Here is a 16,015-nt window from a genome sequence, read left to right as displayed (position 1 = left end):
GGGCAGAGTGCCGGAGACCTCCTTCCCGCATGTCGGTCGCGCTCGACCAGAAGCTGTATCAGCCAACCGTTCGGTCTTGCGCATCAAGCGCTCCCAGTTCCTCGACGCAGCCTTGACAGAGCGGCGCAAGTGTCCGGCCCACACACACAGACAACTTGCGAGCGACCGCATGCCCAGCCTTTATTCATCCACCGCGACCTCTTCAGACAGCGGCCGATGGCCGCGCGCCAATCCTCGTCTCTGGCCGGGGCAGGCGCGCGCGTGCCTGGAACACCGGCCAATCGCGGCCGCCGGTGCAATGACCATTTGCGCGGCCTTCGTCTTCATGGCCTTTCCCGGGATCGATCTTGCCGTCTCGCGCTGGGCCGCCTTCGCCACCGGCGACTTTCCGCTCTCGCGCGAGCCGGAGCTGCGGGCCCTTCGCGACTTCAACCGTATCTTGCCGGTTTTCATTCTGCCTTGCGTTCTGGCGCTTCTGGTTGCGCAGGCCATCGCACCCCGCCCATGGCTGCCCCGCCCGCACAAGGCACTGTTCTTCCTGACCTTCTTTGCGCTCGGGCCGGGGCTCCTTATTCAGGCGCTGAAGCGGCTGATCGGACGGGCGCGCCCCCATGAGATCACCGATTTCGGCGGCAGCCTGCCGTTTACGCCGGCCTGGCAAGTGTCCGGCGCCTGCTCGCGCAGTTGCTCTTTTGCGTCGGGCGAATCCGCCACCGCGATCGCGCTCGTGGCGCTCGCACTGCTGTTACCGGTTCAATGGCGACGGGCGACAATCATCGCCCTCGTCCCCCTTGTCCTCGCCTTCTCGCTGAACCGGATCGTGTTCGGCGCGCATTATCTGTCCGATGTCGTTCTGGCGTGGTGCCTGATGCTGTGGCTGATGGCGTGGCTGTGGGCCGTATTTGCCGACAACGGCGAACGGATCGATGCCGCCGTTATGCGCCTTTCGCGCCGAAGCGCGCCATAGAGCGCCCGAGAAACCGGTATCGCTTCAGCGCGGAAAGACGAGTTCCACCGTCGTCCCGCGCCCAGGCTGCGAGAGAATGCGGGCATCGCCGCCGCTTTGCCGAACGAAGCCGTAGACAACGGCGAGGCCAAGTCCGGCACCGCCCTCCTGGTCACGGGTGGTGAAGTAGGGCTCGAACGCCTTGTCCACCGCCTCCGGCGACATGCCGATCCCCGCATCGGTCACCGAGACGACGACATCGCTCTCGACGCAGCCCGCGCGGACGAGGATGGTGCCGCCGAGCGGCATCGCCGCGGCGGCATTGAGGCAAAGGTTGAGGATAGCCTGCTCGAAGAGCGCTGCATCGAGATGCGCGTTGGGCAAGCCGTCCGCAATCTCGAAGGCGAGCCGGCATTTTTCGCCGACGGCGATTTCAAGCACGTCGGCCATGCCGCGCAGCACCGCGCCGATTTCGAGCGCGCCCGGCTGGAGTGGATGCTGGCTGCCGACAGACAGCATGCTCGAGGCCAGCGAACGCCCCCGGTCGGCCGCCTTGCGAATGCGGGCAATATGGCGTTTCTGCCGGTCGCTGAAGCCTGTCTCGCGCTCCAGCAGCCCCAGGCTGCCAGTGATGATGCCGATCATGTTGCCGACCTCATGGCTCACCTGGTGGGTCATCCTCATGATCCCGTCCAGCCGCTGCGCCTTCGCCGCCTCGGCCTCCTGCCGGTCGATCTCCGTCACGTCCCGCGCCAGCAGCACGATGCCCCGGTCCGGCTGCCGCGACAAGGAGACCTCGGTCACCCGGCCCATGTCGGAGCGATGGCGCAGCACCAACCTGTCGTCGAGCGATCCCGCGTCGCGATCGGCGGGCAAGAGGGTTGGATCGATCTCCGGCATTGGGCTCACGAACCGGCGCAGCGGAAGCTTCCGCGCCGAGCCTGGCCAGCCGACGAGCTCCATGACGCGACGATTCATCGTGATCGGTTTGCCGCCGGGATCGAAAAGCGCGATCCCTTCGTTCATGTTGCGGAAGGTCGAGCGAATGGTGCGCGCCGCCGCCTCGGCCGTCCGACGAAGCCGCGACACACGCTCGACGCTTTCGCGGAAGGCGCTGAAGGCTTCAAGCAGCCGCAGGAACTCGGTCTCAGTCCCCTTGTAGCTCGGCGTGTCGACGTCACGGCGCCCCTGGGCAAGCGCGTTCATGCCCTTGGAGAGCGACACGATCCCGCGCGACACCCGCATGACGGAGCGGATCGAGAAGATCGCCATGACGAGCACCAGCAGGGCGGAGACCGCGACGATGACGAGCAGTCGGCTCAGCGCATCAGAGGTCGAGGCGAGATCCTCGTTGAGCCCCCGGGCAACGGCCTCGCTTTGTGTTTCCGTGGCGTGCGAAAGATCGCGCGAGACCGTGTGCAGCCGCGCCACCGCGGCGCGGATGGCGAACATTTCCAGAAGATAGTGGGTCTGCGCCTCGAACACCCGTTCATAGGGCGTCAGCTCGGCTGCCGAAATCCGGCTATCCGGCCCGGCGGGCGCCAGCCGGGGCGTCGTTACGGCAACGTAGCGGCGGCGCAGTTCGCCAAGCTGGAACAGGCTGTCGGAATTGGATGCCGATTGCACGATCGCGTTGAGGCTCTGGCGAACCTCTGCGTCGGCTATGCCGTTGCCGGTGGCGATCTCTCCGAGCGCTGCTGCCGCATCGGCCTTGTACTGCTGGGCCGAATCCGCGTCGGCGGCGAGTGTCACCGTCTGTGTGCGGATCGCATCCAGCAACTCGACGATGTGGGCGCTGGCAAAGCCCTCGACCGCTGTCTTGCCGGTCTCCGGCGCCATGGTCTGAAGCAGGACGTCGACCTGCGCGACGACCGAGCGGCTTTCGCTCGACACCCGATAGGGCGAGGTTGCGTTCATCAGGAACGGCGCGCTGGACACGAGATCGGAAACCTGGCGCGAAACCAGCGAGGCCTTGGCAAGGCTCGAAAAGGCCTGCAGCCCGTAGGCCGCCATCTCGTCACGCGCCCGTTGCAGGCCGAACACGGCGACCGTTGCCAGGCTGAAAACGAGCACGCAGATGAAGACGATCGCAAACGGCAGGCGGAAGGCGATCGACGAAAGGAACGGGCGGCTGATCACGGCCGGGCCTCGTCGTCGTCGTCGGTATCCAGCACATAACCCTTGCCGCGCCGCGTCTTGATGTGGCGCGGAAGGTCCGGATTGCGCTCGATCTTGCGCCGGAGCCGAAGCACGAGCACATCGACGTTGCGGTCGATGTAGCGATCGCTTTCGGCGCCCAGCCGATCGAGGATATGGGCGCGGGTGACTGGCGTGTTCGGCGTTTCCGCGAGAATTTCCAGCAGAGCGAACTCGGCGCTGGTGAGCGAGCGGGTCGCATCGGAAAGGCAGACCGCGCGCCGGCTCTTGAGGTCGATCGACCAATCGCCGAGTTTCAGCGCCGCGGGCTCGTGCTCGCGCTCGGTCTCCCGCTCCGGCTTCAGCGACGGGTAAGTCCGTCGAAGCACGGCCTTGATCCGGGCCGTCAGTTCGATCGGCTCGAACGGCTTGACGACATAATCGTCGGCGGCCGTCTCCAGTCCCAGCACCCGATCCGCGGCGCTGCCTGCCGCCGTTACCATGACGATGCCGATATTGGTGCGCGCCCGCAGCCGCTGGGCAAAGGTCCGGCCCGAGGCTCCAGGCAGGTTGTGGTCGACGAGCACCAGGTGCACCGTTTCCCGCTCGAGGACGACAGCGGCGGCCTCCGCCGATGGCGCCGTCAGCGGCATCCAGCCTTCGGCCTCCACCAGATCGGAAACAAGCTCCGCCATGTCCGGATCGTCTTCGACGATCAGAATCCGTATTCTCTCACTCAGCATGCACGTCCTCCCGCCGCCATCATAGGCGGGGCTGCCCCAATGATCAAAGCGGCTCGCGTTATCCGCATTGTCACATTTGTAATCTTTATAATCTTGAAACGGCAAAGCCGCATCCGTGTTGTAAGAACGGTAACCATTCTGCGGGTTGCGACCCGCAGGGAATACCGACATCCTGATTGCGGAGATTGGGGCGGCAACGCTCCAAATGGGAGGACATCGTGAAAGGCATTACCGCTATCGGCGCGGGCGTGGCCCTATGGCTGTGCGCCGCCACGTCAGGCATGACGGCACCGGCGCTCACCGTGCTTTGCGGTGTCGACGAAGCGTGGTGCGCGACGATGAAGGCCTCTTTCGAGGCGAAGTCGGGCATCGAGGTCGCTATGACCCGAAAAAGCAACGGCGACATCCTCACCCAGATCCGGGCCGAAAAGGACACCCCTACCGTCGATGTGTGGTGGGGCGGGACAGGCGACACCCATCTGCAGGCGGGATCGGAGAACTTGCTCGAACCCTATCGGCCGGCGCATGAGCGCGACATGCTGCCCTGGGCGCAGAATTTCTTCGCCATCTCCGGCGGACGTTCGGCGGGCATTTATGCCGGAGCGCTTGGCTTTGCCTACAATGCCGACCTGCTGCATACGCTGAAATTGCCGGCCCCGACCTGCTGGAAGGATCTCGCCGACAACGCCTATCGCGGCCGTATCCGCAGCGGCAATCCGAACTCGTCGGGCACCGCCTTCACCACGCTTGCAACGCTGGTGCAGCTCTTCGGCGAGGATGAGGCCTTCCGGTTCATGGGCGCACTCAACCGCAACATAGACCAGTACACCACGGCCGGCTCGGCACCGGTCAAGGCGGCAGCACGCGGGGAAACCCTGATCGGCATCTCCTTCATGCATGACGCGGTCACGCAGAAGCAGGCGGGCTTCCCACTCGTCATCGTCGCGCCGTGCGAAGGGACCGGCTACGAAATCGGCGCCGTCAGCATCGTCAAGGGCGCGCGCCATCTCGAAAACGCGAAAAGCTTCGTCGATTTCGCGCTCACCCCGGAAGGCCAGGGTACGGGTGCAGCTGCCGGCCAGAACCAGGTCCCATCCAACGCCCGCGCGGAGTTGCCGCCTGGCGCACCGGACATATCGCTGATCAAGATGGTCGATTTCGACTTCGCCACCTTCGGCTCGCCGGAGGAACGAAGTCGATTGCTCAAACGGTTCGACGCGGAGATCGCCGCGACGAACTGAGCGCTTCGCAGAAGCGTAGCAAAATCCACAGCACCGAGATCGTGAACGTGCCGCCCGGCGGGCAGGCCGATGGCCGCGCCATGCCCGTTCGCGCCCAAGTTTCAAACAGGCAACAGGAGGATGCCCCAATGAAAACAACGACGCTTTCCCTCATGCTCTTTGCAGGCACGGCGCTTGCCGCCCTGCCCGCCCAGGCTGCCGGCAGCCTCAACCTCATCTGCTCCGCAGACGTGGTCATCTGCGAACAGATGACCGGCGACTTCCAGAAGGAAACCGGCATCAAGGTCAACATGGTTCGCCTGTCTTCGGGCGAAACCTACGCCAAGATCCGCGCCGAGGCGCGCAACCCGAAGACCGACATCTGGTGGGCGGGCACCGGCGACCCGCACCTGCAGGCAGCCTCCGACGGCCTGACGCTCGAATACAAGTCGCCGATGCTGGACCAGCTCCAGGATTGGGCGAAGAAGCAGGCTGAAGGCTCCGGCTATCGCACCGTCGGCGTTTATGCCGGCGCGCTCGGCTGGGGCTACAACACCGAGATCTTCCAGAAGAAGGGCCTGAAAGAGCCGAAGTGCTGGGCCGACCTGCTCGACGCATCGCTGAAGGGCGAGATCCAGATGGCCAATCCGAACTCTTCCGGCACCGCCTACACGGCGCTTGCCTCACTGGTGCAGATCATGGGCGAGGACCAGGCCTTCGATTACCTCAAGAAGCTCAACGGCAACATCGCGCAGTACACCAAGTCCGGCTCGGCACCAGTGAAGGCAGCCGCACGCGGCGAAGCCGGCCTCGGCATCGTTTTCATGCACGACGCCGTGGCACAGACTGCCGAAGGCTTCCCGATCAAGTCGATCGCGCCTTGCGAGGGCACCGGCTACGAGATCGGCTCGATGTCGATCATCCGCGGCGCCAAGAACCTGGACAATGCCAAAGCCTGGTACGACTGGGCGTTGAAGCCCGAGGTCCAGTCGCGCATGAAGGACGCCAAGTCCTTCCAGCTGCCGTCCAACAAGTCGGCCGAAGTGCCGAAGGAAGCACCGAAGTTCGAGGACATCAAGCTGATCGACTACGATTTCGCCACCTTCGGCGATGCCGAGAAGCGCAAAGCCCTGCTCGAGCGCTGGGACCGCGAGGTCGGCGCGAGCGCCAACTGATCGCGGCCTGAACGGTTCGGCCGGGTGATTGATCCGGCCGGCACCGCCCAACGGTCCCAACCGTCGTTCATCGCTTCCGGCAGGCGCCGCGGCGATGCAATGTCACATCATCTTTCATTCCAAATTGCGCGAGGACCGTCATGGAACATCGCAACCGCAGGCTCGACCTCACGCTCGGGCTCGGACTGGCCGCATTCTTGGCTGTCCCCTGGTATCGCATCGAAGGCGGCTTCTTCGGGCTCGGCTGGCTTGCCGATTTCCCCGGGGATCCGGCCGTTGCCCCCGGCCTGATGCAGATTTTCGCCCATGGTAAGCCGTGGCTGATCGTGGCACTGGCGCTGCTCGGCATCTGCGTCGCAGCGCGGTTCGTCCGCGATCCCGCGCGTCGAGGGCTTCTGCTTGCCGTCGCCGGCGCAGCGGGCGTTCTCTATCTCGCTCTCCAGGGGCTGGCGATCGGCTTTTCCGGCTGGACCTGGACGATCAGCGAGACCCTGTTCGGCGCGCTTTCCGACGGTCAGCCGTCGATGGGCGCCGGCGCCGTGCTTATGGCACTCACCTTCGTTCTTCTGTTCGCCTTCGGGCTGGCCGAGCGCGGCGTGCTCAAGGGCGACGCCTTCATCGTCGCGGCGATTTCCCTGCTCGTGACCCTCGTCATCGTCTTCGTCTTCTATCCGGTCGGCAGCATGTTCGCGGCGTCGGTTCAGGATTTCGACGGCTCGTTCAAACCGGATGGTTTCATCCGCAATATCCAGGACGCCTCGATCTGGAGCCTGAGCTGTGCCGTCGGCGAAGGCCGCTGCGGCGTCGCCTGGCGCACCCTATGGCTGGCGCTGATGACGGCGTCCGGCTCGACGCTGCTTGGCCTTGCCTTCGCGCTTGTCGCCACCCGCACCCGCTTCCCCTTCAAGAAGGGCATGCGGCTCTTGACGGTGTTGCCGATCATCACGCCGCCCTTCGTCATCGGTCTGGCGTTGACGCTGCTCTTCGGCCGCGCCGGGGTCGTTACCGAATTTCTCTCGGATGCCTTCGGCGTCGAACCGGGGCGCTGGCTCTATGGCCTCACCGGCATCTGGATCGCGCAGGTCCTCTCCTTCACCCCGATTTCGTTCCTCGTGCTGATCGGCGTCGTCGAAGGGGTCAGCCCTTCGATGGAAGAGGCGTCGCAGACGTTGCGCGCCGATCGCTGGCGCACCTTCTGGACCGTCTCTCTGCCGCTGATGAAGCCGGGCCTGGCGAACGCCTTCCTCATCGGCTTCATCGAAAGCATGGCCGACTTCGGCAATCCGCTGGTGCTCGGCGGCAGCCATGGCGTGCTCTCGACCGAAATCTTCTTCGCCGTCGTCGGCGCGCAGAACGATCCGTCCCGTGCGGCCGTGCTCGCCATCATCCTTCTCTGCTTCACGCTCACGGCCTTCGTGGCGCAACGCTACTGGCTCGCCGGCAAGAACTATTCGACCGTGACCGGCAAGGGCGATTCCGGTGCCCACAGTGCACTGCCACGCTCGATCTCGATCGGCGTTCACGCCATCGTCATTCCCTGGATGATCTTCACCGTCGTCGTTTACAGCATGATCCTCTTCGGCGGCTTCGTGAAGACCTGGGGTCTCGACAATTCGCTGACGCTCGACCACTACGCCAAGGCCTTCTCGATCTCGTTTGCCGACGGCGCAATCGCCTGGACAGGTGTTGCCTGGAACTCCTTCTGGACGACCATGGAGATCTCGCTGATCGCAGCACCACTGACGGCTATGGTCGGGTTGCTGACGGCCTATCTGATCGTGCGCCAGCGTTTCGCCGGCCGTGATGTCTTCGAGTTCGCGCTGATGCTGAGCTTTGCTATCCCCGGCACCGTCATCGGCATCAGCTACATCATCGCCTTCAACCTGCCGCCGCTCGAAATGACCGGCACGGCGCTGATCCTCGTCGCCTGCTTCGTCTTCCGCAACATGCCGGTCGGCGTGCGCGGCGGCATTGCGGCGATGAGCCAGCTCGACAAGAGCCTCGACGAGGCGTCGCTGACGCTTCGGGCAACGAGCTTCCGCACGTTGCGCAAGGTCATCCTGCCCTTGCTGCGTCCGGCGATCGTCGCGGCACTCGTCTACTCCTTCGTCCGGGCGATCACCTCGATCAGCGCCGTCGTCTTCCTCGTCAGCGCCGAGTACAACATGGCCACCGCCTACATCGTCGGCCTTGTCGAAAACGGCGAGTTCGGCGTGGCGATCGCCTACTCCTCGGCCCTCATCCTGGTGATGATCACCGTCATCACCGGCCTGCAACTCCTCGTCGGCGAACGCAAGCTGAGGCGCGAGAACCGCGTCCTCGGCGCCGCTCCGGTCCGTTCGTCCAACACCATCTCCCAGGAGAAAACCGCATGAGCACCTCCATGAGCACCCCGCGCACCGGCTCGGTCGTCTTCCAGAACGTGCGCAAGCAGTTCGGCAGCTTCACCGCCATCCACGACCTGTCGCTCACCATCGAGCCGGGCACGCTGGTGACCCTGCTCGGCCCTTCCGGCTGCGGCAAGACGACGACGCTGCGTATGCTGGCCGGCCTCGAACACCCTTCCGCCGGCCGGATCCTGATCGGCGGCAAGGACGTGACCATGCTGCCGGCCAACGAGCGCGACGTGTCGATGGTCTTCCAGTCCTATGCGCTCTTCCCGCACATGTCGGCGCTCGACAATGTCGCCTACGGCCTCGAATCCTCGGGGATCAAGAAGAAGGAAGCGCGTGAGCGCGCCGAAGAAGGCCTGCAGCTCGTCGGCCTCGGCGGCCTCGGCCAGCGGCTTCCGGCCGAACTTTCGGGCGGCCAGCAGCAACGCGTCGCCGTTGCCCGCGCGCTCGTGCTCGAACCGCAGGTGTTGCTGCTCGACGAACCGCTGTCCAACCTCGACGCGCGACTGCGCCGCAGGGTGCGCACAGAGATCCGCGAGTTGCAGCAGCGCCTCGGGTTCACCGCCGTCTACGTCACCCACGACCAGGACGAGGCGCTTGCCGTTTCCGATCGCATCATCGTCATGAAAGATGGCGCGATCGCGCAGCAAGGTGCGCCGCGCGATCTCTATGAAGCGCCGGCCTCCACCTTCATCGCCGACTTCATGGGCGAGGCCAATGTGCTGCCCTGCGAGGTGACCGCGACCGACGCCGGCCTGGCGACGATCCGCATCGGCGGATTTGAGCACCGCCTGCCCTCCAAGGGCGCCCGGACGGGTCCGTCGAAACTCGCCGTAAGGCCCAACGCGGTGACGCTGACGCCGGCCAAGGGTGCCGCCCTTTCAGGCACGATCAGCAGCGCCGCCTATCTCGGCGGCCACGTCGAATACGAGGTCGAAACGCCGGCGGGTCTCCTCTTTGTTGTCGATCAGGCGGTGGAGGAAATGCTATCTCCGGCAACGGAGGTCGCGATCGGTTTCCGCAGCCGCGGCCTCGCTTTGATTGACGCATGACTTTTCACAACTGGATACGAGAAGGACACTTGCATGACTGCTGAAATTGCCGGCCTCGATGCCCGGTTCGCGCTTGCCAAATCCATGGCCGAGGAGGCCGGCCGGCTCGCCTACGATTACTTCCTGAAGCGGGAAACACTCGTCATCGAAACCAAGCGTGACGCCCACGACGTCGTCTCGATCGCCGACCGCAACGTCGAGACGTTGATCCGCGACAAGATCGCCGCCGCGTTTCCGGACGATGGCGTGCTCGGAGAGGAGCATGGACTTCTCGACGGCACATCCGGCTTCACCTGGGTGCTCGATCCGATCGACGGCACCACGCCCTTCGTCAACGGCATGCCAAACTGGTGCGTCTCGATTGCGGTGGTCTATGCGGAGAAACCCGTTATCGGCGTGATCCACTCGCCCTGCCACCAGGAAATCTATGCCGCTGCAACCGGCCGGGGCGCGACGCTGAACGGCAAGCCGCTTCGTCTCGACGGCACGCGCACGATCCGCAACGCCGTCACCGGGCTTGGCGCCAACGATCAGGTGAAACCTGGCGAGATGGGTGCCATCGTCGAGCGCCTGCTCTCGAATGGCGGCAACTTCATGCGCAACGGTTCCGGCGCACTGATGATCGCCTATGTGGCGGCAGGTCGCCTCGTCGGTTATTACGAACCCTACATGCATGCCTGGGACTGCCTTGGCGGCTATTGCCTGGTGACCGAAGCCGGCGGCTGGACGCTGCCTTTCCCCGCGCGGGGCGAGGCGCTGACGCATTGGGCACCGGTGTTGGCCGCAGCCCCGAGCGCCGTCGATGACCTGCTGAAGGTCGCCCAGCTTGACCGGGCAGCAGCTTGATCACTCTTGCGTCGAGCCGGTGGGTTTGTCGGGCTTGAACCCCAGCAGACCACCGAGTTCCATCGGGAATGGGAAGATCACGGTCGAGTTCTTCTCGCCGGCAATGACGTTCAAGGTGCTCAGATAGCGCAACTGCATGGCCTGAGGCTGCCGGGCGAGGATCTCGGCGGCCTCGAGCAGCTTGGCCGCGGCCTGCTGCTCACCCTCGGCATTGATCACCTTGGCGCGCCGCTCGCGTTCGGCCTCCGCCTGACGGGCAATCGCCCGAACCATGCTCTCGTTGATGTCGACATGCTTGATCTCGACGGTCGCCACCTTGATGCCCCAGGCATCCGTCTGGCTGTCGAGGATCTTCTGGATATCGTCGTTCAGCCGATCGCGCTCGGCCAGCATCTCGTCGAGATCATGTTTGCCGAGCACGGAGCGCAGGGTCGTCTGCGCCAGCTGGCTCGTCGCCATCATGAAGTCCTCGACCTGGATCGTCGATTTCTCGGCGTCGATCACCCGGAAATAGATCACGGCGCTGACCCGGACGGACACGTTGTCATGAGAGATGACGTCCTGGCTCGGCACGTCCAGCACCCGGGTTCTGAGATCGACCCGCACCATCTGCTGCACATAGGGCACAAGCAGGATCAGCCCCGGCCCCTTGACGCCGGTGAACCGGCCGAGGGTGAAGATCACGCCCCGTTCATATTCACGCAGGATCCTGATCGAATAGGCGATGACGAGAATGACGAGCACCAGCAACGCAGCAAAAGGAGCAAGGCTCCCGAACATGTCCATGACCATTCCTCCATTCCGGGCGCCTTCACCGCGCCCTCACCCGATCCGCGGGCGCTATGTCTTTGGTCCGTCGCGGATCACTTCGAGCGTCAGTCCGTTCCGCCCGATGACCTTCACGTTCTCGCCCCTCGACAGCGTCTCCGTGCTGACGGCCTGCCAGCGCTCGCCATGGGCGATGACGTAACCGGCCGCGCCGGTCCAATTTTCGACCGTGCCGGCAAGGCCGATCATCTGTTCGCTGCCGGTCACCACCGCATGGCGCCGCGAACTGAAGGCGAGCCGAGCGACCAGAAGGCTAAAACCGAGGCTTGCAACCGCAAGCGCCGCCAGCACGGACCAGGAAACCCCAAAACCCGGCGTATCCGTATCGAAGAGAATGGCCGCGCCCAGAACCAGTGCAAAACTGCCGCCGGCGCCGAGCACGCCGAAGGATGGCGAATGCGCCTCGGCGACCATCAATCCGATCCCGAGCATGATCAGCCCTATGCCGGCATAACTGACGGGCAGCACCGAAAGCGCATAGAGCCCGAGCAACAGGCAGATGCCGCCGATCGTTCCCGGCGCCACCGACCCCGGCGACAGGAACTCGAAGATCAAGCCGTAGATGCCGATCATCATCAGGATGACCGCGATATTGGGATCAGTGACCACTGAAAGCAGCCGGGTGCGCCAGTCGGGCACGAAGTCCTCGGTCGTAAGACCTGCGGTATCGAGCACGATCTCTCGCTGCCCCACGCGCACCGTCCGCCCGTTCGCCTGCTTCAGGAGATCGGTAACGTCGGTCGCGGTGAAATCGACGGCCTTTTCCCGGACGGCCGCCTCGGCCGAGAGGCTTGCAGCCTCGCGCACCGCCTTTTCGGCCCAGTCGGCATTGCGCCCGCGCAACTCCGCCAGCCCGCGGATATAGGCCACGGCATCGTTGACCATTTTTGCCTCGGCAGGGCTCTGCGCCGCCGGCTGTTTGTCGCCGTCCTTACCCTCACCGAACATGTCGCCACCGATCGCAATCGGCGTCGCGGCGCCGAGGTTCGTTCCCGGCGCCATCGCCGCAATGTGGCTGGCATAAAGGATGTAAGTGCCGGCGCTCGCCGCCCGCGCGCCGCTCGGCGCAACGTAGGTTGCGACGGGTATGGGCGAGCCAAGGATCGCTCGGATAATCTCGCGCATCGAGGTGTCGAGGCCGCCGGGCGTATCCACCTGCAGGACCACCAGCGGCAGGCGGCGCTCTTGCGCCTTCGTCAGGCCACGCCTGACATATTCGGCGGTCGCCGGACCGATGGCGCCGTTGACATGCAGCACCAAGGCGACCCGATCGTTTTCGGCCCGCGACGAAGCTGGAAACGCGAAGGACAAGATCAACAAAAACAACAGCGTGAGGGTTCGCAACATCCGTCGTCAGAACCTCGCATGCTCGACACCTGCGAAGAGGGCCACTCGCCGCATGATAGCACAACACAAGGTTAGCACGAAGCGAAGGCCTCTACTGCGCCCGCGCACTCGCGCGTCAGAGCACGGGACGCCGGCGGCCTCTCGGCTGCGACGGGATGACAACGGCGGCGATCGGCGGTATCTGCTAGATGTTCATTTGAGCGGCAACGCTTCGCCGCCAATTCGAGGCCGCCTTTGGCGCCTTCCAGTTTCAGCAGAACAGGATTTTGGGTTTGGAGACGACCCTCTACCAGCCGATCAAGAGCTTCCTCGAAACCCGCGGCTATAGCGTCAAGGGCGAGATCGGCGGCTGCGATATCGTCGCGCTCAGCGACGACGAACCGCCGCTGGTGGTCGTGTGCGAACTGAAGCTGAGCTTCAATCTCGAACTGATCCTCCAAGCGGTCGATCGCGCCACCGCGGGCGACGAGGTGTGGGTCGCCGCCCGTGTTTCGGCCAAGGGCAAGGGGCGGGAGAGTGACCGGCGTTTCCGCGATCTCTGCCGCCGGCTCGGCTTCGGGATGCTGGCGGTCGCCGACAACGGCATGGTCGATGTTATTCTCGCGGCTTCCGCGGTGATGCCGCGCAAGAACAACAGGAAAAGAGCGCGCCTGATCAGCGAGCATCGCCGCCGCAAGGGCGATCCGACCGCGGGTGGCGCCACGCGCACACCGATCATGACCGCGTATCGGCAGCAGGCGCTCGCCTGCGCTGCCGCCCTGCAAGCCGGCCAGCAGCGCCCGCGCGATCTGCGCCCGGTAGCACCGGATGCCGCCAAAATCCTGCTCAGCAACGTCTATGGCTGGTTCGACCGGGTCGACCGCGGCATCTACGCGCTGTCGGAACAGGGCGCCGAAGCACTTCGCCGCTGGCCTCCGCTCGAGACCGCAACGGTCGTGATCGCCGAGGCATCCGAAGCATGACACAGCCTGGAGCCCTCCGGTGAACCCCGCGCTTCGCCTTCTCTATCTTTGCCTCGCATGGCTGATGGTCGGTTTCGGCGTCATCGGCGCCTTTCTTCCGATCCTGCCGACGACGCCGTTCCTGTTGCTGGCAGCCGGGCTCTTTGCCCGCGCCTCGCCCCGGCTGGAGCAATGGCTGCTCAACCACCGGGTCTTCGGGGCCCCGCTTCGGCTGTGGCGCGAAAAGGGGGCGATATCCCGGCGGGCCAAGACCGGTGCGGTCAGCCTGATGGCCGCCAGCTTCGGCCTCTTCCTTTTCTTCGGCAATCCGAGCCTCTCGCTCGCCGCTATCGTCGCAGCCGCAATGGCGCTTCCCGCGCTTTTCATCCTGACGCGTCCAGCGGAGTAGCCGGTCGGCACGGCCAACGAACCAGAGCGGTGCAAACGGGAAACGATACTTTTCCTCTCAAGAAATACTTGATTGCGCGCGAAAAGGTCGAAATATTCTCCGGGCGCACACGCTATAAGCGTATACATCCATACTTAGTGTTTTTGTAAATCAAAATATACTTCGAACAACTCAAGAACAAAGTTGTACAAATGTGCAATTTCCGCGGCCGCGCAGCGGCTCGCTCTCTTGCTCGACCGTTGTTCCGCATCCACGCAATGCACGATCGCGTGAATTTATGCATCGCGAACGGCCGTGGAAACGTTTCATCGGCTCACATAGGCACCTGCTGAACGCAGATAGACCCCCAAAACTGACGATTGGCGATTGACAAGCCGGTCCGGTTGGCTCCATCTATTGCATTACAAAGGCAGCAATTCCTTAATAAAGGAATATGTGGAGGAGCATATGCCTGACATGCTGGTGAGCTTGTATTCGCCGATCCTCGGTGAACTCAAGCGCAGAACAAAAACCGACAAGGTGACGATCCGTCCCGCCTTGCCGCCGGAAATGGGCCTGGTCGTCGGCTGGGTTCGGGAGAATTTCAGCGAGAACTGGGCGAGCGAGGTGACTGTCGCCTTCACGCGCAGGCCCGTCGCCTGTCTTATCGCGGTTGACGACGGCAAGCTCGTCGGCTTCGCCTGCTACGACACGACCGCTCCCGGCTTCTTCGGCCCGACTGGCGTCGATCCCGTCGCCCGCGGCAAGGGCATCGGCGTCGCCCTGCTTTCCGACTGCCTCGACACCATGAAGACGCTTGGCCACGCCTATGCCTTCATCGGCGACGCCGGCCCGGTCGATTTCTACGCAAAGACCGTAGGCGCCGTGCCGATCCCCGCCCCCGACAAGGGGATCTACCAGGGCATGCTGCGCCGCCCCTCCAAATAATTCCAATCTCGGAGCCTCTGAATGTCCTCGACACCCCTAGCCCTTTTTGTCGGTCTTCCGAACCCTACGCTTTCGGACGACGAGTTCGCCCTGTTTCGCGAAACCAACCCGCTCGGTCTCTTCGTTGGCCGCCGTAACCTGCGTGATCCGCAGCAGGCAAAGGCTCTGATCGAACGCTTCCGCGAAGCCGTCGGCCGCGAAGACGCTCCCGTCTTCACCGACCAGGAAGGCGGACGCGTTCAGCATCTCGACGCCGGCCCCTGGCCGCTGTTCCGCTCCTTTGGCGAATTCGCCGAACTCGCCCGCCGTGACTTTGCCCTCGGCAAGAAGGCCCTGCGCCTGTCAAGCCAGGCCATGGGCACGATGATGACCGATCTTGGCCTGACGAGCGGCTGCTCGCCGGTGCTCGACCTCGTCTTCTCGACGACGAGCTCCGTCATTGGCGCCCGCGCCTTCGGCGCCGACCCGGACTTCATCGCCGCACTCGGCCGCGAAGTGGTCGACGGCCTGCTCGAGACCGGCAACATGCCGATCATGAAGCACATTCCCGGCCATGGCCGCGCGACGCTCGATTCGCACAAGGAGCGCCCGGTCGTCGACGCCTCGCGTGAATTGCTGACGTCCACCGATTTCAAGCCCTTCGTCGCCCTGCGCGACACGCCCTGGGCCATGGTCGCCCACGTCGTTTACTCGGCCTTCGACAAGGAACTGCCGGCGTCCATCTCGCCGATCATGCACGACGTCATCCGCAACAACATGGGCTATGACGGCGTACTCATCTCCGACTGCATCTTCATGGAATCGCTGCGCGGCACCCTGCCGGAGCGTGTTCGCCAGGTGCTCGATGCCGGCTTCGACATCGCGCTCCACAGCCATGGTGATCTCGCCGAAAGCGAAGCGGCAGCCAAGGCGGCAAGCCCGCTGACCGCCGCCGCGCAAAAACGCATCGACGCCGCCAACGCCCGGCTCGGCACGCTCAAGGTCGACGTGCGCGCCGTGCATGCGGAAGTCGAGGACATGTTCAACAGCGCCCTCGTTGCCTGACCGAAACA

General features: G+C 64.3%; 14 protein-coding genes. 10 read left to right on the top strand and 4 right to left on the bottom strand.

The annotated features are described in order from the left end of the window. Positions 1–169 precede the first annotated feature (169 nt). Entirely contained in the window at positions 170–967 is a 798-nt protein-coding gene (locus IB263_RS30530; RefSeq protein WP_192439439.1) for a phosphatase PAP2 family protein, read from the top strand. 24 nt (positions 968–991) lie between these two features. On the opposite strand, the gene IB263_RS30525 is transcribed toward IB263_RS30530, so the two are convergent. Both IB263_RS30525 and IB263_RS30520 read right to left on the bottom strand, forming a co-directional pair. Beyond that, positions 992–3,085 (bottom strand): PAS domain-containing sensor histidine kinase, encoded by a 2,094-nt coding sequence (locus tag IB263_RS30525; protein ID WP_192439438.1) that lies wholly within the window; start codon positions 3,083–3,085, stop codon positions 992–994. Then, the gene (locus IB263_RS30520) at positions 3,082–3,825 is read right to left on the bottom strand and encodes a response regulator (protein ID WP_060643955.1); all 744 of its coding nucleotides are present in this window, start codon (positions 3,823–3,825) and stop codon (positions 3,082–3,084) included. Before IB263_RS30520 ends, IB263_RS30525 begins: the two co-directional genes overlap by 4 nt. Positions 3,826–4,043: 218 nt before the next feature. Here IB263_RS30520 and IB263_RS30515 point away from each other — a divergent pair, with 218 nt between their 5' ends. The 5 genes from IB263_RS30515 (at position 4,044) to IB263_RS30495 (ending at position 10,511) form a co-directional block, all read left to right on the top strand. Continuing rightward, positions 4,044–5,066 (top strand): ABC transporter substrate-binding protein, encoded by a 1,023-nt coding sequence (locus tag IB263_RS30515; RefSeq protein WP_226020740.1) that lies wholly within the window; start codon positions 4,044–4,046, stop codon positions 5,064–5,066. Between the two features lie 128 nt (positions 5,067–5,194). Beyond that, entirely contained in the window at positions 5,195–6,220 is a 1,026-nt protein-coding gene (locus IB263_RS30510) for an ABC transporter substrate-binding protein (protein WP_034790034.1), read from the top strand. A 140-nt stretch (positions 6,221–6,360) separates the two neighbouring features. Further along, positions 6,361–8,595 carry an iron ABC transporter permease gene (locus tag IB263_RS30505; protein WP_192439437.1) on the top strand — a complete coding sequence of 745 codons (2,235 nt, stop codon included), beginning with the start codon at positions 6,361–6,363 and terminating at the stop codon, positions 8,593–8,595. 8 nt (positions 8,596–8,603) lie between these two features. Next, entirely contained in the window at positions 8,604–9,665 is a 1,062-nt protein-coding gene (locus tag IB263_RS30500) for an ABC transporter ATP-binding protein (protein ID WP_060585829.1), read from the top strand. Between the two features lie 33 nt (positions 9,666–9,698). Further along, positions 9,699–10,511, top strand: coding sequence for an inositol monophosphatase family protein (locus IB263_RS30495; RefSeq protein WP_060585772.1), 813 nt, complete (start codon positions 9,699–9,701; stop codon positions 10,509–10,511). On the opposite strand, the gene IB263_RS30490 is transcribed toward IB263_RS30495, so the two are convergent. Then, entirely contained in the window at positions 10,512–11,297 is a 786-nt protein-coding gene (locus IB263_RS30490) for a slipin family protein (RefSeq protein ID WP_034790039.1), read from the bottom strand. A 54-nt stretch (positions 11,298–11,351) separates the two neighbouring features. After that, entirely contained in the window at positions 11,352–12,686 is a 1,335-nt protein-coding gene (locus tag IB263_RS30485; protein ID WP_089043676.1) for a nodulation protein NfeD, read from the bottom strand. A 272-nt stretch (positions 12,687–12,958) separates the two neighbouring features. On the opposite strand from IB263_RS30485, the gene IB263_RS30480 reads away from it, so the two are divergent. From IB263_RS30480 to IB263_RS30465, 4 genes are all read left to right on the top strand, one after another. Then, positions 12,959–13,648 (top strand): DUF2161 domain-containing phosphodiesterase, encoded by a 690-nt coding sequence (locus IB263_RS30480; protein WP_060585768.1) that lies wholly within the window; start codon positions 12,959–12,961, stop codon positions 13,646–13,648. A 64-nt stretch (positions 13,649–13,712) separates the two neighbouring features. Further along, the gene (locus IB263_RS30475; protein ID WP_060606331.1) at positions 13,713–14,036 is read left to right on the top strand and encodes a YbaN family protein; all 324 of its coding nucleotides are present in this window, start codon (positions 13,713–13,715) and stop codon (positions 14,034–14,036) included. A gap of 447 nt (positions 14,037–14,483) precedes the next feature. Then, on the top strand, positions 14,484–14,963 hold the full coding sequence (locus IB263_RS30470; RefSeq protein ID WP_034790046.1) for a GNAT family N-acetyltransferase: 480 nt from the start codon (positions 14,484–14,486) through the stop codon (positions 14,961–14,963). Positions 14,964–14,984: 21 nt separating this feature from the next. Further along, positions 14,985–16,007, top strand: a complete 1,023-nt coding sequence (locus tag IB263_RS30465) for a glycoside hydrolase family 3 N-terminal domain-containing protein (protein WP_089043675.1) — start codon at positions 14,985–14,987, stop codon at positions 16,005–16,007. Positions 16,008–16,015 lie beyond the last annotated feature (8 nt).

Origin of the sequence: Ensifer sp. ENS03 (assembly GCF_014852035.1) — a bacterium.
In the GTDB taxonomy this organism is placed as follows: Bacteria; Pseudomonadota; Alphaproteobacteria; order Rhizobiales; family Rhizobiaceae; genus Ensifer; species Ensifer adhaerens.
Note: the sequence above shows the minus strand (reverse complement) of the source record. Positions and strands in the feature narration are given on the sequence as shown.